The 19,410-nt window shown below is 63.6% G+C and carries 20 protein-coding genes; 8 read left to right on the forward strand and 12 right to left on the reverse strand.

Annotation, left to right across the window (positions count from 1 at the left end; translation table 11 throughout):
• Positions 1 to 9 precede the first annotated feature (9 nt).
• Positions 10 to 642, reverse strand: coding sequence for a hypothetical protein (locus G3N95_RS19930; RefSeq protein WP_205971784.1), 633 nt, complete (start codon positions 640 to 642; stop codon positions 10 to 12).
• Positions 643 to 958: 316 nt separating this feature from the next.
• A complete protein-coding gene (locus tag G3N95_RS19935) occupies positions 959 to 1,579 on the reverse strand; it encodes a LysE family translocator (RefSeq protein ID WP_205971785.1) in 621 nt (206 codons plus the stop codon).
• A gap of 172 nt (positions 1,580 to 1,751) precedes the next feature.
• Here G3N95_RS19935 and G3N95_RS19940 point away from each other — a divergent pair, with 172 nt between their 5' ends.
• From G3N95_RS19940 to G3N95_RS19960, 5 genes are all read left to right on the forward strand, one after another.
• Positions 1,752 to 3,467 (forward strand): SulP family inorganic anion transporter, encoded by a 1,716-nt coding sequence (locus G3N95_RS19940; protein WP_205971786.1) that lies wholly within the window; start codon positions 1,752 to 1,754, stop codon positions 3,465 to 3,467.
• 250 nt (positions 3,468 to 3,717) lie between these two features.
• Complete coding sequence (locus G3N95_RS19945; RefSeq protein WP_205971787.1) at positions 3,718 to 4,116, forward strand: VOC family protein; 399 nt, start codon at positions 3,718 to 3,720, stop codon at positions 4,114 to 4,116.
• 55 nt (positions 4,117 to 4,171) lie between these two features.
• A complete protein-coding gene (locus G3N95_RS19950) occupies positions 4,172 to 4,792 on the forward strand; it encodes a tat (twin-arginine translocation) pathway signal sequence (RefSeq protein ID WP_205971788.1) in 621 nt (206 codons plus the stop codon).
• Between the two features lie 16 nt (positions 4,793 to 4,808).
• Positions 4,809 to 6,392 carry a GMC family oxidoreductase gene (locus G3N95_RS19955; RefSeq protein ID WP_205971789.1) on the forward strand — a complete coding sequence of 528 codons (1,584 nt, stop codon included), beginning with the start codon at positions 4,809 to 4,811 and terminating at the stop codon, positions 6,390 to 6,392.
• 68 nt (positions 6,393 to 6,460) lie between these two features.
• Positions 6,461 to 6,796, forward strand: coding sequence for a ribbon-helix-helix domain-containing protein (locus tag G3N95_RS19960; RefSeq protein WP_205971790.1), 336 nt, complete (start codon positions 6,461 to 6,463; stop codon positions 6,794 to 6,796).
• 8 nt (positions 6,797 to 6,804) lie between these two features.
• Here G3N95_RS19960 and G3N95_RS19965 read toward each other — a convergent pair whose 3' ends face one another.
• Positions 6,805 to 7,857 carry a sensor domain-containing diguanylate cyclase gene (locus tag G3N95_RS19965; protein WP_205971791.1) on the reverse strand — a complete coding sequence of 351 codons (1,053 nt, stop codon included), beginning with the start codon at positions 7,855 to 7,857 and terminating at the stop codon, positions 6,805 to 6,807.
• A 124-nt stretch (positions 7,858 to 7,981) separates the two neighbouring features.
• Positions 7,982 to 8,890, reverse strand: a complete 909-nt coding sequence (locus G3N95_RS19970) for a LysR family transcriptional regulator (protein WP_205971792.1) — start codon at positions 8,888 to 8,890, stop codon at positions 7,982 to 7,984.
• Positions 8,891 to 9,010: 120 nt separating this feature from the next.
• On the opposite strand from G3N95_RS19970, the gene G3N95_RS19975 reads away from it, so the two are divergent.
• Together G3N95_RS19975 and G3N95_RS19980 are read left to right on the forward strand one after the other, a co-directional pair.
• A complete protein-coding gene (locus G3N95_RS19975; RefSeq protein WP_205971793.1) occupies positions 9,011 to 9,652 on the forward strand; it encodes a glutathione S-transferase in 642 nt (213 codons plus the stop codon).
• A 57-nt stretch (positions 9,653 to 9,709) separates the two neighbouring features.
• The gene (locus G3N95_RS19980) at positions 9,710 to 11,758 is read left to right on the forward strand and encodes a pyridoxamine 5'-phosphate oxidase family protein (RefSeq protein WP_205971794.1); all 2,049 of its coding nucleotides are present in this window, start codon (positions 9,710 to 9,712) and stop codon (positions 11,756 to 11,758) included.
• A 20-nt stretch (positions 11,759 to 11,778) separates the two neighbouring features.
• Here the strand turns inward: G3N95_RS19980 and G3N95_RS19985 are convergent, their stop codons facing one another.
• From G3N95_RS19985 to G3N95_RS20015, 7 genes are all read right to left on the reverse strand, one after another.
• Positions 11,779 to 12,141, reverse strand: coding sequence for a hypothetical protein (locus G3N95_RS19985; RefSeq protein WP_205971795.1), 363 nt, complete (start codon positions 12,139 to 12,141; stop codon positions 11,779 to 11,781).
• A 13-nt stretch (positions 12,142 to 12,154) separates the two neighbouring features.
• The gene (locus G3N95_RS19990; RefSeq protein ID WP_241018740.1) at positions 12,155 to 12,859 is read right to left on the reverse strand and encodes an RNA polymerase sigma factor; all 705 of its coding nucleotides are present in this window, start codon (positions 12,857 to 12,859) and stop codon (positions 12,155 to 12,157) included.
• A 35-nt stretch (positions 12,860 to 12,894) separates the two neighbouring features.
• Complete coding sequence (locus G3N95_RS19995) at positions 12,895 to 13,206, reverse strand: cupredoxin family copper-binding protein (protein ID WP_205971797.1); 312 nt, start codon at positions 13,204 to 13,206, stop codon at positions 12,895 to 12,897.
• Positions 13,203 to 13,733: a DUF4142 domain-containing protein gene (locus tag G3N95_RS20000; protein ID WP_205971798.1), complete on the reverse strand. Its 531-nt coding sequence runs from the start codon at positions 13,731 to 13,733 to the stop codon at positions 13,203 to 13,205. Before G3N95_RS20000 ends, G3N95_RS19995 begins: the two co-directional genes overlap by 4 nt.
• A gap of 140 nt (positions 13,734 to 13,873) precedes the next feature.
• Complete coding sequence (locus G3N95_RS20005; RefSeq protein WP_205971799.1) at positions 13,874 to 15,691, reverse strand: chloride channel protein; 1,818 nt, start codon at positions 15,689 to 15,691, stop codon at positions 13,874 to 13,876.
• A gap of 38 nt (positions 15,692 to 15,729) precedes the next feature.
• Positions 15,730 to 16,143: a helix-turn-helix domain-containing protein gene (locus tag G3N95_RS20010; protein WP_041764548.1), complete on the reverse strand. Its 414-nt coding sequence runs from the start codon at positions 16,141 to 16,143 to the stop codon at positions 15,730 to 15,732.
• Between the two features lie 129 nt (positions 16,144 to 16,272).
• Positions 16,273 to 17,394, reverse strand: coding sequence for an HPP family protein (locus tag G3N95_RS20015; RefSeq protein ID WP_205971885.1), 1,122 nt, complete (start codon positions 17,392 to 17,394; stop codon positions 16,273 to 16,275).
• A gap of 395 nt (positions 17,395 to 17,789) precedes the next feature.
• On the opposite strand from G3N95_RS20015, the gene G3N95_RS20020 reads away from it, so the two are divergent.
• Complete coding sequence (locus G3N95_RS20020) at positions 17,790 to 18,209, forward strand: phasin family protein (protein WP_205971800.1); 420 nt, start codon at positions 17,790 to 17,792, stop codon at positions 18,207 to 18,209.
• A gap of 51 nt (positions 18,210 to 18,260) precedes the next feature.
• On the opposite strand, the gene G3N95_RS20025 is transcribed toward G3N95_RS20020, so the two are convergent.
• Positions 18,261 to 19,325: a putative zinc-binding metallopeptidase gene (locus G3N95_RS20025; protein ID WP_205971801.1), complete on the reverse strand. Its 1,065-nt coding sequence runs from the start codon at positions 19,323 to 19,325 to the stop codon at positions 18,261 to 18,263.
• Between the last annotated feature and the right edge of the window lie 85 nt (positions 19,326 to 19,410).

The raw sequence follows: 19,410 nt of genomic DNA on the forward strand, positions 1-19,410 counted from the left end.
CCGAGAGGTTTAGGGATGCGAATACGGATCGGCGTTGGGATCGCGGGGACGGCCGTGATAGCCGACTTTGCGGAACATCGCGGTCAGCCGCGATACGAACGTTTCCTTCGGCTTCGTGCGTTGCGCGTGGTGGTTCGCGCTGCCCGGCTGCTTGCCCTTGTCGGCGCGGGCGGCTGCGGAATTGGGCCCTGGCGCGGCGCGCGCGCCTTGCGGCGAGTCGTCGGCAACGTCGGCGTCGGTGTCGTCGTCGGCTGCCTGTGCTGCGGCGAGCAGGCTGCTGTCAGTCGATGACGTGGGCTTCTGCGCAGGATCGGCTGGTATCACGCGGCCCGACACGGCACTCGTCGGCACGGCGGCATGATTGGGAATGTTCAGGTCGGCGGCGGCGCTGGTGGCCATGGTCGGCAGCGGGCGCCGGGCCGACTGCATGGCCTCGGCATACGCCACCTGATCGCGGCTGAACCAGATCACATAGGCGGCCGTGCCCATCACGCCGACGGCCAGACCCATCGCCGAGATAAGGCAAATCTGCACCCAGTTGTAATGACGTGCCTGCTGATCGTCGCTTTCGGGTAGAAACGCGCTGTCGTAATGCTGCTGCCGGCGGCCGCGCGCGCGCTCCGGCGAATCCTGTGCGTCCATGTGTGCAACGCCTCCGACCCTTGCGGTCTGCGCTTGTCAATGGCGGGACCGGCGCGACGCGTGCGCACCGGTGAAATCTGCTCGGGGATAACCGTGGTCTTGGAGCAATTATCAAGCCCGGGAGGCGTCGAGAGCCGGCCGATATGCCGGTTGGGGACAGCGCGGAGCCCGCTCGCGAGGACAGGGTTATATCGTCCTCATTCTACTGGTAAAACCCGAAACGGGCGGTGGCGGAAAACAGACGTTCGAAGCGTTTGGCGCGTGCGGAAGGTGGTTAAAAAACGGGGCCTGGAGAGAAAAACTCCAGGCCGCCGCATCATGCGAACAGACGCAACACGATCGGATAAAGCGTCGCGACGAGCATCAGCGCCATCGCGATGTTGAACGTGCGCAACCACAGGGGGTTCGACAATGCGCGGCGCATCGCCGTGCCGAACGCGGCCCACAGACAGATGCACGGCAAGCCGATCACATAGAACACCAGCGCCATAAACAACGCATTGGTGCCGTAGTCGGCGCTCAGATGAATGGTCGTCGCGGCCGTCAGCACCATCATCCAGGCCTTCGGGTTGATCCATTGGAACGCGATGGCTTCGTGAAAGCGCATCGGCCGGCGCTCGCCGCTTTTCACCTGCATTTCGCCCGACGTGCCGATCTTCCACGCGAGATACAGCAGATACGCGACGCTCAGCACTTCGAGCACCGTGTACAGCACTTCGAAACGGCGGAACGCTTCGCCGAGTCCGAAACCCACCGACAGCATCAGCAGCACGACGCCCGCGCTGATCCCGAGAATATGCGGCAGCGTGCGGCGAAAGCCGAAGTTGACGCCCGATGCGAGCAGCATCGTGTTGTTCGGTCCGGGTGTGATGGTCGTGACGAGTGCGAACAGGATGCCGGCGGGCAGGGCGCTGGCGCTCAGGGTGTCGAGGGTCATGGACGGCTCCGCAAAGTGATTCGAGATTTGCGATAGTGTAACGAGCGAAGCCAGTACAGTACCTGTACAGATGGTTTGATGATTTCCGGTACGGAGTGGAGCGGCGGGATGCCTTGCCAGAGCGTGGAGATTCAGGGCAGGATGCACGCACAGACCTTCACCGCACCCGAGCATGCAACATTCAAACGAAAAGTCCGCCCCACGCCTGAGCCTGTTGAAGGGCGTCCTTCCGATCAATCGCGCGACGGCCTGGCGGGACGTGTTCTCCGGCGTCTCGCTCGCATCGATGGACATACCGCAGGTGCTGGGCTATGCACGCATTGCCGGCATGCCTGCCGTGACGGGCCTATACACCGTCTTTCTGCCGCTCATAGCGTTCGCGTTCTTCGGTGCGTCGCGGCACCTCGTGGTCGCGGCCGACTCGGCCACGGCGACGATCTTCGCCAGCCGCGCTTCGCAGATCGCGCCGATGGGCAGCGCCGAGTACGTCGCGCTGGCGGGCATGGTCGCGTTGCTGACGGCTGCGCTGCTGCTGCTCGCGCGCGTCTTCAAGCTGGGCTTCCTCGCCGATTTTCTGTCGCGCACGGTGCTGGTCGGCTTCCTGACGGGGGTGGGCATCCAGGTGTCGATCGCGATGCTCGGCGACATGTTCGGCATGACCGTGCCGTATCCGTCGTCGCGCAGTCTCGCGCAACTGGCGTATGTCGTCAGTCACGTCTCGCATGCGCATCTGCCGACGCTCGCCATCACCGCGCTCGTGGTCGGCGCGATTCTCGTCAGCAAACGCTTTCTGCCGCGCGTGCCGACACCGCTCGTCGCGGTGGCGGGCAGCATCGCCGCGAGCAAGGCATTCGACTTCGCCACGCACGGCATCACCGTGCTCGGGCCGATCAGCGGCGGTCTGCCGCCGCTGGCTTTGCCGGCTGTCACGTGGCAGCAGTTTCTCGATCTCGTGCCCGTGGCGGCATCGTGCTTCGTGATGATCATCGCGCAAAGCGCCGCCGCCGCGCGCGTGTTCGCGCAGCAGTACCACGAGGAAGTCGACACCAACGCCGACATCCTCGGGCTGGCAGCGGCCAATGCTGCCGCGGCGTTCAGCGGCACGTTCGTCGTCAACGGCAGTCCGACGCAGACTGCGATGGCCGAGCGCGCCGGCACGCGCAGCCAGCTCGGACAACTCGCGTTCGCTGTGGTCGTGGTGGTGGTGCTGCTGTTTCTGAGTTCGTATCTGCAATACCTGCCGCATTGCGTGCTCGCTGCGATCGTCTTCACGATCGCAATCGGGCTGATCAACGTGCCGAGCCTCGCGGCGATCCGCGCCGAAAGTCCCGGCGAGTTCATACTGGCGCTCATCACGGCGGCGGCCGTCGTGATGGTGGGCGTCGAGCACGGCATCCTGCTTGCCGTCGCGCTGTCGCTGCTGCGGCACGTGCGTCACAGCTACCGTCCGCATACGATGGTGCTGGAGCCGTCGTCGGCCAGCGGCAAATGGCAGCCGGTACCCGCGATTCCGGGCATCATGACCGCGCCGGGCCTCATCGTGTATCGCTTCGGTTCCGACCTGTTCTTCGCCAACGATCATTTCTTCTGCGGGGAAATCATCGAGCTGGTCGATGCGGCTTCCGGCGATTTGCATTCGCTCGTCGTCGATGCAGGCGCGATCACCGCGCTCGACTATTCGGCGGCGCGCACGTTGAGCGATCTGATTTCGGATCTGCAGGCGCGCAAGGTCGCCGTCATTTTCGGGCGAGTGAATCCTTATCTGCGCGCCGACATGGACCGTCATGGCATCACGCAGGTCATCGGCGCCGAGAACATCTTCGAGACGCTGCATGAAGCGCTCGCGGCGGCGGGCATCAGTCCGCCGCACGAGGTCAACGCGATTTAGACATCCACCTGGCTTATCGCTTACCCTGGATTGCTGTCGACGTTCAGCATGACGAGCCCTGCGCATGCTGCGCCGCACGCCTGGCACATCGCGTGGTGCCGGCGCTTCGCGGCGCCTCCCAATCCCCTTCCACATACGCATCCGCAGCATAGGGCAAGTCCCTAAGCGCATTTGACCCGCGCATTTAGCCCTGCATTACCACGTCGCAAGTCGCGCTCCTACACTCAGCATCACACGGAGGAGGGACGACATGGCCAAGCTGATACACACGATGATCCGCATTCAGGATCTGGACCGTTCGCTGAAGTTCTATCGGAACGCGTTCGGACTCGAGCCTTCGCATCGGCTCGACTTCCCTGACTTCTCGCTCGTCTACCTGCGCAACGACGAGTCCGACAACGAGATCGAACTCACCTGGAACAAGGGACGCGAAGACGCGTACTCGCATGGCGACGGCTACGGTCACGTTGCGTTTGTCGTCGACGACGTGAAGCGCGAGCGTGAGCGTCTCACCGAGCTAGGCATGACGCCGAACGACGTGCGCGAATTCCACAACGACGACGGCGCGCTGCTCGCGCGTTACTTCTTCATTCTCGATCCCGACGGCTACAAGATCGAAGTGCTCGAACGCCACGGACATTATCAATAGAAAGCCGCGCAAGACGTGGTTTCACCCCACAACACAATCATGCAAGGAGACAGGCATGAGTCACAGAGTGATTCACATCGAAGCGGAGTCTGCCGCACATGCCCATGAGCATCATGCACCCGCACCCCGATCGCTGAGCCGCCGCGAGTGGCTGAAGGGCACCGGCGTGTTGATCGGCACGCTTGCGTTTCCGTCGATACTCGCGTCGCTCGCGCCGAGCCGCGTATGGGCGGTCGAGATGCAAGCGCTCGATACGCACCAGGGTGCCGTGCTGCTGGCGTTCGTCAAACAGCAGTATCCGCACAAGACACTCGACGATGCCGTCTACGCACTCGTCGTCAAGGATCTCGATGCGAAGGCGCAAAAAGATCCCGCCGTGCGCCAGCAACTCGCGGACGGCGTGAAGCAACTGGATGCAAAGGGCGGCTCCGACTGGACCAAACGCTCGTCCGCCGATCAGGCGCGCGATGTCGCCGCGATGGACGGCACGCCGTTCTTCAAGACCGTGCGCACGACGGCCATCGTCTCGCTATACAGCAACGACATGGCGTACGCGCACTTCGGCTACGGCGCGGCGCAAGGCGACGGCGGCTATCTGAACAAAGGCTTCAACGACCTCGTCTGGCTGCCGAATCCGCCCGCCGTCGCAAGCGGCCCGATCCCCACCGACAGCTGAGCCACGGAGACCTGACATGGACGACAACAACAAGGTGCACTTCTCGCACAACGATGCGCGCGCCGTGGTGATCATCGGATCGGGCGCGGGCGGCGGCACATTGGCGAACGAACTCGCGCAAAAGGGCATCGACGTGATCGTGCTCGAGGCGGGCAAGCTGCATACGCAAGGCGATTTCACCACCGACGAGTGGGGTTCGTTCTCGATGCTCTCCTGGCTCGACAAGCGCACGACGTCAGGCACGTGGCGCATCGCCACCGACTTCCCGAATCTGCCGGCATGGATCTGCAAGACGGTCGGCGGCACGACGACGCACTGGGCTGGCGCGAGCCTGCGTTTTCAGCCGCATGAGTTCAAGGCGAAAACGCATTACGGCGAGATCAAGGATGCGAACCTGCTCGACTGGCCCGTCACGAGCGACGAAATGGCGCCGTGGTACGACCGCGCCGAAAAGAAAATGGGCGTCACGCGCACGAATGGTTTGCCCGGCCTGCCCGGCAACAACAACTTCAAGGTGATGTACAACGGCGCGACGAAGGTCGGCTACAAGGAATGCAACACCGGGCACATGGCGACCAACAGCATCGTGCGCGACGACCGCGCGCATTGCTTCCAGCGTGGCTTTTGCTTCCAGGGCTGCCGCACGGGCGCGAAATGGTCGACGCTGTACACCGAGATTCCGCGCGCGCAGGCCACGGGTCACATGGAGCTTCGCACGCAGGCGCAGGTCGTGAAAATCGAAACGGATGCGAAGGGCAAGGCGAGCGCCGTGGTCTACTACGACGCCGACGGCAAGCTGCAACGCCAGAAGGCGCGCATCGTCGCAGTGGCGGGCAATGCGATCGAAACGCCGCGCCTGCTGCTCAATTCACATTCGAGCCGCTTCCCCGATGGACTCGCCAATTCGTCGGGACAGGTAGGGCGCAACTACATGCGTCACACCACGGGTTCCGTCTACGCCGTGTTCAACGACAAGGTCGACATGTACAAGGGCACGACGATGGCGGGCATCATCGAAGACGAAGCGCGTTTCGATACGTCGCGTGGTTTCGCGGGCGGCTATCACATGGAGACGGTGTCGCTCGGCCTGCCTTTCTATGCGGCGTTCCTGAATCCCGGCGCATGGGGCTCCGACTTCACGCAGGCAATGGATTCCTATCCGTACACGGCGGGCATGTGGATCGTCGGCGAGGACATGCCGCGCGAGACGAACCGCATCACGCTGAATACGGACGTGAAGGATCAGTACGGCTTGCCCGTGCCCAACGTGCATTTCGACGATCACCCGAACGACGAAGCGATGCGCGAACACGGCTTCAAGCAGGGCAGTGCGGTGTATCAGGCGGCGGGCGCGAAGACCGTGTATCGCGTGCCGCCCTATCCGTCGACGCACAACCTCGGCACCGCGCGCATGAGCGCGCGAGCGCAGGACGGCGTGTGCAACAAGTTCGGCCAGACGCATGACGTGCCGAACCTGTTCATCTCCGACGGCAGCCAGTTCACGACGGGCGCGGCGGAAAACCCGACGCTGACCATCGTGACGCTCGCGATCCGTCAGGCCGACTACATCGCAAACCAGATGAACAGGCGCACAATCTGATCCAAACGCGTGAATGAGTGCGGCGCGCGCCATGCGCGCCACACTCATATGACAAATGGAGACAAGCCATGTGCAACGTGTACGTCAACGCGGACCCGATCCTGTATGAATCGCGCACGCGCTCGCTACGCATCCACGGCGTGATCACGACCGTGCGGCTGGAGAATCTCTTCTGGGACGTGCTGCATGAAATCGCGTCGCGCGAGAACATGACGACCACGCAATTCGCCGTGAAGCTCTACGACGAACTCATCACACTGCGCGGCGAAGTGCCCAGCAATTTCGCGTCGTTCCTGCGCGTGTGCTGCTTGCGTTATCTGTCGATCGTCGCGGGCAAAAGCGAGTTAGCCAGCGCGCCTGTGCCCGTGCCCGAACCGAAACCGCGCGTGTTGAAGACAGTCTGACGACGGCTTTATCGCGAGTGCGTGCGGAACGACTCGCCGCCCAGGCCCGCGCGATCGACGGCAACGATACGGTTGCGGCCGTTGTCTTTGGCCTGATAAAGCTGCGCGTCGATCAGATTGATGAACGCAGTCGTGTCCATCTTGCCGTCCGGCACGATCGTGCCGACACCGTAGCTCGCCGTCACGCGCTGATGATGCGGCGAACGCACATGCGCGATCGCCTCGGCGTCGATCAGATCGCGGCAGCGCTCGGCCATTTTGACAGCGGAGTCCGCATCCGTATCGGGCAGCACGAGCACGAACTCTTCGCCGCCGAAGCGCCCGAGAAAGTCGTCGGCGCGCGCGGCTTTCGCGAGTACGCCCGCCACGCGCTTCAGGCATTCGTCGCCCTGAACGTGGCCGTAGTAATCGTTGTAGGCCTTGAAGAAGTCGATGTCGATCATGATCAGCGACAGCGGCTTGCCGCGCGTTTCACCAGCCGCCCACTCGCGCTGCATCACGGCGTCGAACATGCGGCGGTTGCCCGTGCCCGTCAGCCCGTCCTTGAACGACAGTTCTTCGAGTTCTTTCTGGAGACGCGCGAGCTTTTCTTCCGTGCGCTTGCGTTCGCTGATGTCGAACATGAAGCCGATCAGCGAATCGACACCGCCATCCGGTTTGCGCACCACATGCACCACGTCGCGCAGCCAGACGTAGCCGCCGTCCTTCGTCAGCGCGCGATAGTCGGCTTCGTGATCGGTGCCCGCCTGCGATTGCGCGACGCAAAATTCGACCACCTTCTGACGATCGTCGGGATGCATACGTTCGGCCCAGTCGTTGACCGTCTTCCATGACGAGGGCGCCCAGCCGAGCAGTGCTTCGATCTGCGGGCCGATGTAGGTGAACGCCATCGTCGCCCAGTCGATCTTCCACGGAATCGCCTTCGTCGATTCGAGCAGCGTGCGATAGACCGCGCTGTCGTGTTCGAGGCGCTCGCCTTCGGCTCGCATGGCGGCGTTCGAGTCGTCGTGCCGCAGGAACGCGGCGCCGAGCATGTCTTGCGTGTCGTCGATGTTCTTCATGTTCGCTTTGTGTTGATCTCGTACCCGCTTCGTATCACGTCGGCACAACGGCACGGCAACGCGCGCGCTTGATCGGCTGAAACCCGGACGGTCAATTCTACCGATGCGCCGCGGCCGCCAATTTTCACGCGTCGCGCGCGAGCCAGGCCTTGAACGTGTCGATCAGCGCGCGGACTTTGGGCGGCGTGTGCTGCGTCGGCGGAAATACGGCCTGGATGCCCGCCGGTTCCGTCGACCATTCAGGCAACAGGCGCACGAGGCGCCCGGCGGCGATATCGGCGCGAATTGAAAAATCAGTCAGCAGGCCGAGGCCGCCGCCCGCGAGCGTCGCCGCCCGCGCGGCTTCCGCCGTGTTCACGAGAAATGCGTTCTCGCAGCGCACGCTGTCGGCGCTGCCGTCTGTGTGGCGCAGATCGAGTGTCTGCGGGCGCGGCAGGACCGTCAGGGCGACAAAAGGCATCGCGGGCAGATCGGCGGGTGTGTGTAGCTCACCCCAGGTCTCGACGAAGCCGGGGCTCGCGACGACCCATTTCTCGAAGCTGCCGAGCTTCACCGCGCGATAGTTCGAATCGGCGAGACGCCCGAGCCGGATCGCGACGTCGATGCCGTCCGCGATCAGATCGACGAGATGATCGCTGCACAGCAGTTCGATATCGAGCCGCGGATGCGCGCGGCGCAATTCGACCAGCACGGGCGCGACGACGAGCGTGCCGTAGTCGATCGGGCAACTGACGCGCAGCGTGCCGCGCACGGGCGCTTCCTCGCCGCCGATTTCCGCGAGCGCTTCCTCCGCGGCGCGCAGGATCTTCACGCTCGCGTCGTAGAACGCGCGGCCCGCTTCCGTCACGCCGAGGCGCCGCGTCGTGCGCACCAGCAGGCTCGCGCCGACTTCCGCTTCGAGGCGCTGCATGTGCGTGCTGACCATCGTCTTCGCGAGCCCGAGCTTCGCTGCCGCCGCCGTCAGCGAGCCGGCTTCGACCACGGCGACGAAGACGGACAGCCGGTTCAGGTTCACGTCGCGCACGTCGGCCATGTCGATTGTCCACTTTCAGATGATTGTGTTTTCAAGGTTATCAGTCTTCTGCGGCGGAGCGGTGCGCTTTAACCTGATGTCAATCCCCATTGTCCAACTTGACCGAACACGGAGCACCGAATGCCCGCAACCAAGCCTGCTCAGCCGATCCGCCTGTACACGACCCTGCTGTCGGGGCATGGGCATCGCGTGAAGCTGTTTCTGACCTTGCTCGATCTGCCGTTCGAAGTGGTCGAACTCGACATGCGCGCCGGCGACAACCGCAAGCCCGAGTATCTGGCGCTGAATCCGTTCGGCCAGGTGCCGACGATCCAGGACGGCGACGTGACGCTGTTCGATTCGAACGCGATTCTGGTGTACCTCGCGAGCCGCTATGGCGACGCGTCGTGGCTGCCCTCCGATCCGCCCGGTGCAGCGGCCGTGCAACGCTGGCTGTCGTTGGCGGCGGGGCAGATCGCGTACGGTCCGTGCGCGGCGCGGCTGGTCACGGTATTCGGCGCGCCGCTGCATCACGAAACGGCGAAGGGCATCGCTGTGAAGCTGTTCGACGTGATCGAGCGGGAACTCGCGACGAAGCCGTTCGCGGCGGGCGATCACGTCACGATCGCCGACATCGCCGCTCACACGTATATCGCGCACGCGCCGGAAGGCGGCGTGTCGCTGGAGCCTTACCCGAACATTCGCGCGTGGCTGCGCCGCGTGGAAGCACTGCCGCGTTTCATCGCGATGCCGTCGACGAAAGCGGGGTTGCTCGCTGGATAAGCGACGCGCGGTACTTGTCGGCGCGGCGCGCCGGCGTTTTGCCAGCAGGAGCGTGACATGTCCGATTTCATCCCTCTGAACAGTTGGGGTCTCGACACCTCGCCGTTTCACGCCGACGAACTCGCCGCGCAGCGGCTGGCAGGCGTGGACCGTCAGGCGGATTCGGCGGGCCGGCGCGGCATCCGGCGCTACATGCCGGATCAGCATCGCGAGTTCTACGCGCAGCAGCCGTTCATGGTGTTCGGCGGCGTCGATGCGAGCGGACAGCCGTGGGCGACGATCCGCACGGGCAAGCCGGGCTTCGTATCGTCGCCGGATGCGCGCACGCTGCGCATTCAAGGCGGCGCGCTGCCCGGCGATCCTCTTGGCGGACGTTGGCAGACGGGCGCGATGATCGGCGGCCTCGGAATCCAGCCGCATACGCGGCGGCGCAACCGCATCAACGGCGTCGTGACGGCAGTGGACGGCGATGCCGTCATGCTCGAAGTGAACCAGAGCTTCGGCAACTGCGCAAAGTACATTCAGGGCCGCGTGCCGACTTTCATCGAACGCACCGAAAGCGGCACGCCTTACGTGCAAGACATCTCGACGCAACTGAGCGATGCGGACCGTGCGCTGCTCGCACACGCCGATACGTTCTACATTGCCAGCGCAAACACGACGGACGACGCGGGCCTGGCGCGCGGCGTCGACGTGTCGCATCGCGGCGGCGCGCCCGGCTTCGTGCGCGTCGACGATGCAGCCACGTTCACCACGCCCGACTTCAGCGGCAACAAGTTCTTCAATACGATCGGCAATCTGCTGCACGATCCGCGCGCGGGCTTGCTGTTCATCGACTTTGTCAGCGGCGATCTGCTCTATCTCGCGGTGCGCGCGGAGATCGTCTGGCAAGGTCCGGAACTGGCCGCGTTCGAAGGCGCCGAACGGCTGATGCGCTTTCATGTGCAGGAAGTGCGGCGCAGCAAGGGTGTGCTGCCGTTTCGCTGGTCCGATGTCGACTATGCGCCGCAATTCGCGGCGGTTATGCGTGAGAAAGCGCGTGAGACCGCGGCCGTATCGCCGTGGCGCAAGCTGAAGGTCGCGGCCGTCGTCGAGGAAACGCCGTCGGTTCGTTCGTTCTATTTCGAATCCGTAGATAGCGCGCCGTTGCCCGCGTATCAGCCAGGTCAGTATCTGCCCATTCGTGTGCCCGTCGAAGGGCGCGATGCACCGTTGACGCGCACGTACACGCTTTCCGCTGCGCACGATCCGCATCATTACCGGATCAGCGTGAAGCGCGAGGGTATCGCGTCGAACTGGCTGCACGACCATCTGGCAGCGGGGATGGAGATCGACGCGATGGCGCCGCGCGGCGCATTCGTGTACGACGCGGATAGCACGCGTCCCGCCGTGTTCATTTCCGCAGGAATCGGCATCACGCCGATGATCGCAATGCTGGATCACGCGCTGAATGCGCGAGCGGGCAGCGAGGCTCAGGCGAAGCATCTGCATTTTTTCCACGGCGCGCGCAGCGATCGCGAGCGGCCGTTCAGCGCGCATCTGAAGGACGTGGCGGCGCGTGAGGCGTCGGTATCGGTGCATCTGTTCGATAGCGCGGCGGGCGAACCAGTCGACGGCATCGAAAAAGGACGCGTGGACCTCGCCGTGCTGAAGCGCACTTTGCCATTCGACGACTACGACTTCTATCTGTGCGGCCCCGAGCAGTTCATGCGCGACCTGTACGAAGGACTGAGGGCACTGAATGTCGCCGACGAACGCATCCGCTTCGAGGCGTTCGGGCCGGCCAGTGTGAAGCGCGCAGCACGACCGGCCGTTGAAGAAAAAGCCGAAGCGGGCGGCGCGCAGGTGACGTTCGCGCGATCGCAACGCACGGTGCAATGGCTGCCGAAGCATGGCAGTCTGCTCGAACTCGCCGAGAAGAACGGCATCGACGCGCAATCGAGCTGCCGCTCAGGCATGTGCGGCACCTGCTCGACGAAGGTGCTGTCGGGTCAGGTCGCGTACGACGGCGAAGTGGAAGCAGAAGTCGAACGGGGTTGCGCGCTGATCTGCATGGCGCGTCCCGTCGTCGAAGGAGAGACGACGGCGTTGACGCTGGATCTGTGAATACGCGCCTTCACTTCACATCACTTGCCCGCGCCTGTCGAAGGCATGCACGTGAGTACGAGGGAACTGCCGTTGCCCGCTTCGCCGCTCAGCATCGCGCGATGCGTGTCGCGGTGATCGCACGACCATTCCGCTGTGAAGTCGCGTGCGCACGATGCGCGTTGCGTTCGATCGAGGCTCGCCTTCACGATATAGCGGCAGGTCGCGCGGTCGTTGCAGTGTGCGGCGAGGTCGCGTGTGGAATTACCCGATGCCGCGCCGCAATTGGCGCCGTACGTGGCTGATTCGATCCGTATGCGCTGCGTTTGTCCGGCCGTGCCGGCGATGGGAGCGAGTGCACTGCCAATCGCAATGCACGTGAGCAGGCCGAGTCCTCGTTTCATGATGTTTCTCCCACTATGTGCCGCGCAATCGTGCGAGCACTGCTGCGACGATGCGATCGCACCGCGCGCCGCCGAATTCGAACAACTCCGGACCCAGCTTGTCGACTTCATCGGCCAGCGCGTCGCGCAACAACAGTTTCGCTCTGAAATGACGGCTGCGCACAGTGGCTTCGGGAATATCGAGGCATTGCGCGGTTTCTTCGACACTCATTTCTTCGACGGAGCGCAGCACGAACACTGTGCGAAAACCCGTCGGCAATGCGTCGAGTTTTCGTTCGAGCAGTGCGCGAATTTCCGCGCGCGCTGCCGCCTGATCGGGCGCGTTGTCGTCGTGGGCGTGCGTCGCGTGCATGTGGGAAGACATCTGCTCGTCGTCCGGACAATCGTGCAGCATGGGAATCACATTCTGGCGCCGCGCTTCGCGACGCATCCTCGCGAAACATTCGTTCAACACGAGCCGCGATAGCCACGTGAACAACTTTGCATCGCCGCGAAACTGCGAGATGGATTTGAACGCGTTCAGATACGCGTCCTGCAACGCGTCTTCCGCTTCGGCGTCGTTGCGCAGTGTGGCGCGCGCGAGGCGATAGAGACGCCGGTTGTGGCGGCGCATCAGCAGTTCGAATGCCGTTCGATCGCCTGTTGCGATGCGCTGTGCGATCTCCAGATCGTCAACGGCGCAGGGTGTCGTCGATACGTCGGCCAGCGTGCCGGTCATCGTCTCCCTCTTCATGTCACCTTGCGCGCTTGCCATCAGCGCGCCGGTTGTACGGTCAGTGTGCCATGCATCGTCGGATGAAAGATGCAGCGATAGGTATAGCGGCCAGGCGTGCCCGCGCGATAACGCCATGATGCGCCGGCCGCGATGCTCCGCGAGTCGAAGCCCTGGGTGTCGCTGCTGGCCGTATGCGCGACGAGATCTTTGTTGACCCACACGATCTCGTCACCGCGATGCACGGTCAGTGTGGGCGGATCGAAGCGCATCTGTTCGATCGTCACGACATAAGTGTTCGCAAACGCAGGCGACGCGACGGCGCACAAGGCCAATGCGCACACGCGCTTCATTGCGCGTGCGGCAACGAGGCCTGCACCATCTTCGCGTGTTCCAGATGCGCGACGAACGCGGGGCGCACCTTGACCAGCAGCGCTTTCAGGTCGGCATTTTGCGCGGCTGGAATCAGCGTTTTGTCGAGCGCGTCGATCACATTCTGGTGATAGGTCACTTCATGATCGATATAGGCGCGGTCGAACTTCGCCCCTTGCATCGGCTTCAGGTTCGCGATGTTCGCTTCGCCGCCCTGTTTGAGGCTGTCGCTGGTCGGATTCGGTTCGGGCTTCACGCCGAGCTTGTTCACGAGATCGACAGCCGCCTTGTTGACGCCCGTGTGGTCCTTGACCATCTGTTGCGCGAACGCCTTCACATCCTTCGAATGCGTTTTCGATTCGGCGAGCTTGCCCGCGTCGATATCGGCCTGATTGGCGGCGACGACGATGGCCGCGATCTGTGGGTCCGTGGGGCCCGAGCCTTGTGCCCAGGCAGGTGCGCCCGCAAATGCGAGCGCGGCAAGCAACAACCAGAGTGCGGATTTCATCTGAGCCTCCTCGACGGGCGATGCGCCTGCCGGTCTTTACGAAGGGCAGGCTTGCGACGTTTCGAGGAGTTAGATGTCACGAGCCGGAAGGCTGTTCCGGCTCGCGTTCGACGGTGTTTTTCGTCGAGAGATAAGAGGTATCAGCCGTGCGTGCGCGTCGGCGTCTTGCGCACGGGCTCGAACTGTTTCTTGTCCGCCGCAAAGCTCAGGCGCCGAAAGCGCTCGCGCTTGTGCTCTTCCTCGAAGTGCGCGACGGAAGTCTTCACGAGATCGCTGCGCGAGACGACGCCGAGCAGTTGCATCGAATCGCGATCGACCACCACGGGCAGACGTTCGAGATCATGCACGGCAAGACGCGTCGCGATGAGACGGCAGGTTTCGTCAGGCAGCGCGACGACCAGCGGATGATCTTTCATCACATCGGCGAGCGATGTGTCGAGCGTATGCTGCGTTGCGCCGTCGCGCACGGCGTCGAGCGTCGCGCGGTCGACGAGGCCGAGCACCGCGCCGTTCTCTCGCACGACGGGATACGCGCGGCGCTTCTGCGTGGCGCCGAAGTACGACACGAGCGCATCGCGCACGCTGAGCGCGCCGTCGATCGAATCGACCTTTTGCGTCATCACTTCATCCACGTAATGACGTTCGAGCGGATCGACACCGTACTCGCGATAGATGTGATAACCGCGCCGTGCGATCTTCTCCGTCATGATCGAGCGTTTCATCACGACGGTGGCGAAGCCGTGTGCGACGAGCGTCGCGGCGAGCAGCGGCAATAGCGCGTTGGCGTCGTGCGTGAGGCCGAAGGCGAACACGATGGCCGTGAGCGGTGCGCCAAGCGTCGCGCCGAGCGTCGCGGCCATGCATACGAGCGGCCACAGCGCGGGTTCGTTGCCGGGCAGCACGTGGCCGAGCACGGTGCCGAGACCTGCGCCGAGCATCAGTAGCGGCGCGAGCACACCGCCCGACGTGCCGGAGCCGAGCGCGATCACCCAGATCACCGCTTTTACGACCAGAATCGCCACGGCCACCTGCAACGCGATGTGCTGATGCAGCAGATCTCCGATCACGTCATAGCCGACGCCGAGCGCGCGCGGCTCGATGAATCCGCCGATGCCCACGGCGAGACCGCCGATAGCGGGCCACCACATCCAGTGCAGCGGCAGCTTGTGAAACAGGTCTTCCGTCTTGTAGAGGGCCGCCGACAAGCCGGACGCGAGCGCGCCCGACAACAGCCCCGCGATCACGCACGAGACCAGCGAAATGGCCGTGGGCGCCGCGGTTTGCAGCGGAAACAGCGCTTCCGTGCCGAAGAAGATCGCGCGTGCGAAACCGGCGACGGCACATGCGAGCGCGACGGGCAGGAAGCTGCGCGGCCGCCATTCGAACAGCAGCAGTTCGACGGCGAGCAGCACGGCCGCGACGGGTGTGCCGAACACGGCCGTCATGCCCGCAGCGGCGCCCGCGACGAGCAGCGTCTTGCGTTCCGCCGACGTCACGTGCACGCACTGCGCGATCAGCGAGCCGAGCGCGCCGCCCGTCATGATGATCGGGCCTTCCGCGCCGAACGGGCCGCCGCTGCCGATCACGATGCCCGACGACAACGGCTTGAGCACGGCGACCTTCGGCGACATGCGGCTCTTACCGAAAAGAATCGCTTCGATGGCTTCAGGAATGCCGTGTCCGCGGATCTTTTCCGAGCCGAAGCGCGCCATCATCCCCACGATCAACCCGCCGATCACGGGAATCACGATCACCCACACGCCGAGCGTATTCCCCGCAGGCGAGCGGTCGGCGAACGAAAAGCTGCCGAAGAAAAACAGGTTCGTGAACAGATGAATCAGGCTCAACAGCACGAATGCCGCGATCGTGCTGAGAAAGCCGATGCCTGCCGCCAGCGCGGAAATGCCTGGCAAGCGCGAGTTGCTGGAAAAGTCCCGCTTGTGAGAGTTGTCGCTCATGGATGCTGTGCTGCCTTGAAGCCGGAATGAATGGTGGATCAGAGGTCGATCTGCGGAATGGTGAACGCGCCCTTGAGCGAGCGCAGTTCCGCGCGATGCAGTTCCGCGAGCCGCGCGAGCACTTTTTCTCCGGCCTTCAACAGATGCACCTCCACCTGGCGTCGATCGGTCTCGCTGACCTTGCGCTTGACCAGTTCGAGCGCTTCGCAACGCGACACCAGCGCAACCACGCCGTGATGCTGCGCCTGCAGGCGTTCCGCCAGTTCGCCGATGGTTGCCCACTCGCGATCCGGATAGCCCTTGATATGCAGCAGCAACAGATATTGCAGCGGCGTGATGCCTTCGCCCTGTGCAGCCTGTTCGGAGAAGCGTTCGAAGCGCCGCATCTGATAGCGAAACTCCGATAGCTGTTCGTAGTCCGCTTTATTCAATGAGCGTGTGAGAACTTTCATGTCGATTGGGCGCATGAGAAGGGAAGCAAAAAATATATCACAAAATGATACATTCGGCGATGCGAGTGCATCGCCGTCGAAAAATTCGGTACTGTCGAGTCAGCGCCGCTGCGCGTCGCTTTGCATCTGTCAGGCGGCAGCGGGGCGCTGCTGCGCCTGGGCCTGCATCTGGCTTTGCCGGTAGAGGCCCTCGATCAGATCGGACTGCGTGATGATGCCGACCAGCCGGTCGTGCGTGTCGATCACGGGGATGTGATGGTGACCGTCGTCGGCGAAGAACGGCACCAGTTCGACGATCGGCGTGCCCGTCGCGACAGTGCGCACGTGCGTCGTCATCACGCCGCTGACGAGCCGGCCGCGATTTTCGTCGCGCTTGAAGAGACGCGCCGACAGCGCTTCCATCAGACGAAGGTCGGCGCTTTTCGGCTTGCTGGTCAGATCGGCGCGCGTCAGGATGCCCACCACGTGCTGACGCTTGTCGACGACGGGCAGCGCCTTGATCGAGTGGCGCTGCAGCAGGTCGGCGGCGGCGCGCAAGGTCGTTTCGGGCGCGACACTGACGACGGGCGTCGACATCACGTCGCGGCACGCCAGTTCGCTGAACGTGCGTGCGTAGGCCTGCATCTGCGTTTCGCGGAACAGGGTTTCGAGGTCTTCGGGATCGATGTCGAGCAGTTCGCCACGGCGGTTCAGCACGGCTTCGAGGTCGGCGCGCGTGACACTGTTGCCCGATGCGGGCACTTGCGGCGCGGACGGTGCAGCGCGGGTCGCGTGCGGATAACGGTGACCCGTCACCGCGTGATAGACGAGCGCCGCGCCCAGCAGCGCCGCCGACTGGATCAGGATCGGCTCCAGCACGAAACGAAAGCCGAGCGCATGGATGGCCGGGCCGCCGAGCACGGCCGTCAGCGCGACGGCGCCTGACGGCGGGTGCACGCAGCGCAGCGCGAACATCGCGGCGATCGCCACGCCCACGGCGAGAGCCGCAGCGGCGACCGGGTCGGAGATCAGCATCGCACAGGCCACGCCGACCGTCGCCGACACCAGATTTCCTCCGATGATCGACCACGGCTGCGCCAGCGGACTCGCGGGCACGCCGAACAGCAGCACGGCCGACGCGCCCATCGGCGCGACCAGCATCGGAATGTTCGCGGCCGGCCCGAGCAGCAGGTGCATGCTGCCGCCCGTGAAGGCAATGCCGATCAGCGCGCCGAGTGCGGAGCGCATGCGCTCGGGCCATTTGACGTTCATCGCGGCAGGATAAAAACGCGCCAGCCACTGGAAAAAGGGGGAGCGGGTCAAGATGTCGTTCTGTAATAGGAATAGGAAACGGGCAGGCGTACGTTAAGGGAAAAGCTGTCAGAAAGGAAACAACTTGTCGTCATGGATATATGCCAACGTGATATAAATCCGCCGCGATGACCGGCTGGCGAGGCTTGGCGCAGCCCTGAAAATGCAGGGAAAACCCGTACTAACCGTAAGGTTGCACTGCATCACGACGTGATATGAATTGGGGCGGAAAGAGGGTTCTCCGGCTTTTTCTGCTCGCTGGCGCATTGCCGCATTAACGGGCATGATCGTGAGGTGTGCCTGCTCCAAACCCTTAGCGGCACATACCCCCTCACCGACGCGCCAGGAGATCAAGCATGGAACCCTTTGACGCCGCCAACCCGTTCGCCGAATTCAACAAGCTGTTCGAACAGTTCAAACTGCCCGGATTCGACGTGCCGGCCGTGATGGAAGCGCGTCGCAAGGACGTCGAAGCGCTGATCGCCGCCAATCAGACAGCCGTGCAGGGCATGCAGGCACTTGCGCAAAAACAGGCCGACATGCTGCGCGCGACGCTCGGCGAACTACAGGAAGCCGTGCAGAAGCAGGCGGCGTCGGGCGGCATGCCGTCGGCGCAAACGGCCGAACTCGTCCAGCAGACGCTGCACAAGGCACTCGCGGACATGCAGCAGCTCACGCAGGCCGCTTATCGCACGCAGGCCGATTCGTATGCGGTCATTGCAAAGCGCGTCGAAGAGAACGTCGAAGAGCTGAAGACGCTGCTGCAGAAGAAGTAACGCGTTTTCGCATAAGGTCAGTTACGGCGGGCCGCGCGCGGCCCGTGTCGCTCACGTGCGCGTCGATGCCTGCGCGATCACGCGATGCACGAAGCGCAGCTTGTCGACAACGGGCGGCGCGAGCGTGAACGGATAGCCATCGGGCATGCCGAGACTGCGGTTCAGGCTGTTCAGCGCATCCGTGAGCGGATACCAGCGTTTCATCAGATTATCGAAGCTCGCCTCCTCGACGGGCGTCTGGTCCGTCAGACGCGGCTCGTTCGGTGCGGGCGGCAAGAGCGCGAGCCCGTATGCCGTCGACGTATCGAGTACGTCGACGATCAGCAGATAGTGCGCCCAGGTTTCGGACCAGTCTTCCCACGGATGCATCGTCGCGTACGCGCTGATGCAGCGTGTGTCCCAGTCGCCGGGCGCGCCGTCGCGGTAGTAGGCGTCGAGCGCTTCGCCATAGTCGGCCTGTTCGTCGCCGAAGCGCTCGCGAAACGGCTTCAGCCAGTGCGTGCCCGCAATCAGTTTTTCGAAGTAGTAGTGCCCGGACTCGTGACGAAAGTGCCCTAGCAGCGTTCGATACGGCTCGCGCATGTCGGTGCGTACTTTCTCGCGGTGGGCGTCATCGGCTTCGGCGACGTTCAGCGTGATGCGGCCGTTGTCGTGGCCCGTCATCACCGGGGCGGCGGGGTCGACGTTTTCGAGGAAATCGAATTCGAGGCCGTTGTCAGGATCGGCGTGGCGCGACTCGATGGTGAGGCCGAGCGCATCGAGCGTGTAGAGCAGCCGCCGCTTTGCCGTCTCTAGCCGGTACCAGTACAGCCGGTTGTTCGGATCGGTCAGGTTCGGAATGGTGTGCGTGAGACGGCACGAGCGGCATAGCGTCTCGGTGTCGTCGGCGGGCAGCATCCAGTTGCAGACGTTTTCGACCGCGTAGTTGTGGCATTGACGGTACAGCTTGCCTTCGGCGGCGGGATGCAGGCTGCGCCACTGGCCTTCGTCCGCCGCTTCGAACGCACTGATCTCGCGCAGCTCCGGCACATAGCCGAGCAGCGCTTCACAGCGCTCGCACAACACGTTCTCGAAGAACACACGCTGGTCGCATCGGTTGCAATGGAAGGCTTTCATCGCTCGAACCTGTTTGTGTCGTGCCGTTGAAGGAGGTGCAAAGCGCTCGCGTTCCCGCAATCTTCATGCCGCTCCGCTATAACGT

The organism is Paraburkholderia sp. Tr-20389 (assembly GCF_017104565.1).
Taxonomy (GTDB): domain Bacteria; phylum Pseudomonadota; class Gammaproteobacteria; order Burkholderiales; family Burkholderiaceae; genus Paraburkholderia.

What these genes read in the sequence shown, in the direction of transcription:
- G3N95_RS20000 (WP_205971798.1), bottom strand. Translation starts at nt 13,733, where the DNA reads ATGAAATCCGCACTCTGGTTGTTGCTTGCCGCGCTCGCATTTGCGGGC.
- G3N95_RS19975 (WP_205971793.1), top strand. Translation starts at nt 9,011, where the DNA reads ATGCCCGCAACCAAGCCTGCTCAGCCGATCCGCCTGTACACGACCCTG.
- G3N95_RS19960 (WP_205971790.1), top strand. Translation starts at nt 6,461, where the DNA reads ATGTGCAACGTGTACGTCAACGCGGACCCGATCCTGTATGAATCGCGC.
- G3N95_RS19935 (WP_205971785.1), bottom strand. Translation starts at nt 1,579, where the DNA reads ATGACCCTCGACACCCTGAGCGCCAGCGCCCTGCCCGCCGGCATCCTG.
- G3N95_RS20015 (WP_205971885.1), bottom strand. Translation starts at nt 17,394, where the DNA reads ATGAACGTCAAATGGCCCGAGCGCATGCGCTCCGCACTCGGCGCGCTG.
- G3N95_RS19990 (WP_241018740.1), bottom strand. Translation starts at nt 12,859, where the DNA reads ATGACCGGCACGCTGGCCGACGTATCGACGACACCCTGCGCCGTTGAC.
- G3N95_RS19995 (WP_205971797.1), bottom strand. Translation starts at nt 13,206, where the DNA reads ATGAAGCGCGTGTGCGCATTGGCCTTGTGCGCCGTCGCGTCGCCTGCG.
- G3N95_RS19965 (WP_205971791.1), bottom strand. Translation starts at nt 7,857, where the DNA reads ATGAAGAACATCGACGACACGCAAGACATGCTCGGCGCCGCGTTCCTG.
- G3N95_RS19940 (WP_205971786.1), top strand. Translation starts at nt 1,752, where the DNA reads ATGCAACATTCAAACGAAAAGTCCGCCCCACGCCTGAGCCTGTTGAAG.
- G3N95_RS19955 (WP_205971789.1), top strand. Translation starts at nt 4,809, where the DNA reads ATGGACGACAACAACAAGGTGCACTTCTCGCACAACGATGCGCGCGCC.
- G3N95_RS19980 (WP_205971794.1), top strand. Translation starts at nt 9,710, where the DNA reads ATGTCCGATTTCATCCCTCTGAACAGTTGGGGTCTCGACACCTCGCCG.
- G3N95_RS20020 (WP_205971800.1), top strand. Translation starts at nt 17,790, where the DNA reads ATGGAACCCTTTGACGCCGCCAACCCGTTCGCCGAATTCAACAAGCTG.
- G3N95_RS20005 (WP_205971799.1), bottom strand. Translation starts at nt 15,691, where the DNA reads ATGAGCGACAACTCTCACAAGCGGGACTTTTCCAGCAACTCGCGCTTG.
- G3N95_RS19985 (WP_205971795.1), bottom strand. Translation starts at nt 12,141, where the DNA reads ATGAAACGAGGACTCGGCCTGCTCACGTGCATTGCGATTGGCAGTGCA.
- G3N95_RS19930 (WP_205971784.1), bottom strand. Translation starts at nt 642, where the DNA reads ATGGACGCACAGGATTCGCCGGAGCGCGCGCGCGGCCGCCGGCAGCAG.
- G3N95_RS20010 (WP_041764548.1), bottom strand. Translation starts at nt 16,143, where the DNA reads ATGAAAGTTCTCACACGCTCATTGAATAAAGCGGACTACGAACAGCTA.
- G3N95_RS19945 (WP_205971787.1), top strand. Translation starts at nt 3,718, where the DNA reads ATGGCCAAGCTGATACACACGATGATCCGCATTCAGGATCTGGACCGT.
- G3N95_RS19950 (WP_205971788.1), top strand. Translation starts at nt 4,172, where the DNA reads ATGAGTCACAGAGTGATTCACATCGAAGCGGAGTCTGCCGCACATGCC.
- G3N95_RS19970 (WP_205971792.1), bottom strand. Translation starts at nt 8,890, where the DNA reads ATGGCCGACGTGCGCGACGTGAACCTGAACCGGCTGTCCGTCTTCGTC.
- G3N95_RS20025 (WP_205971801.1), bottom strand. Translation starts at nt 19,325, where the DNA reads ATGAAAGCCTTCCATTGCAACCGATGCGACCAGCGTGTGTTCTTCGAG.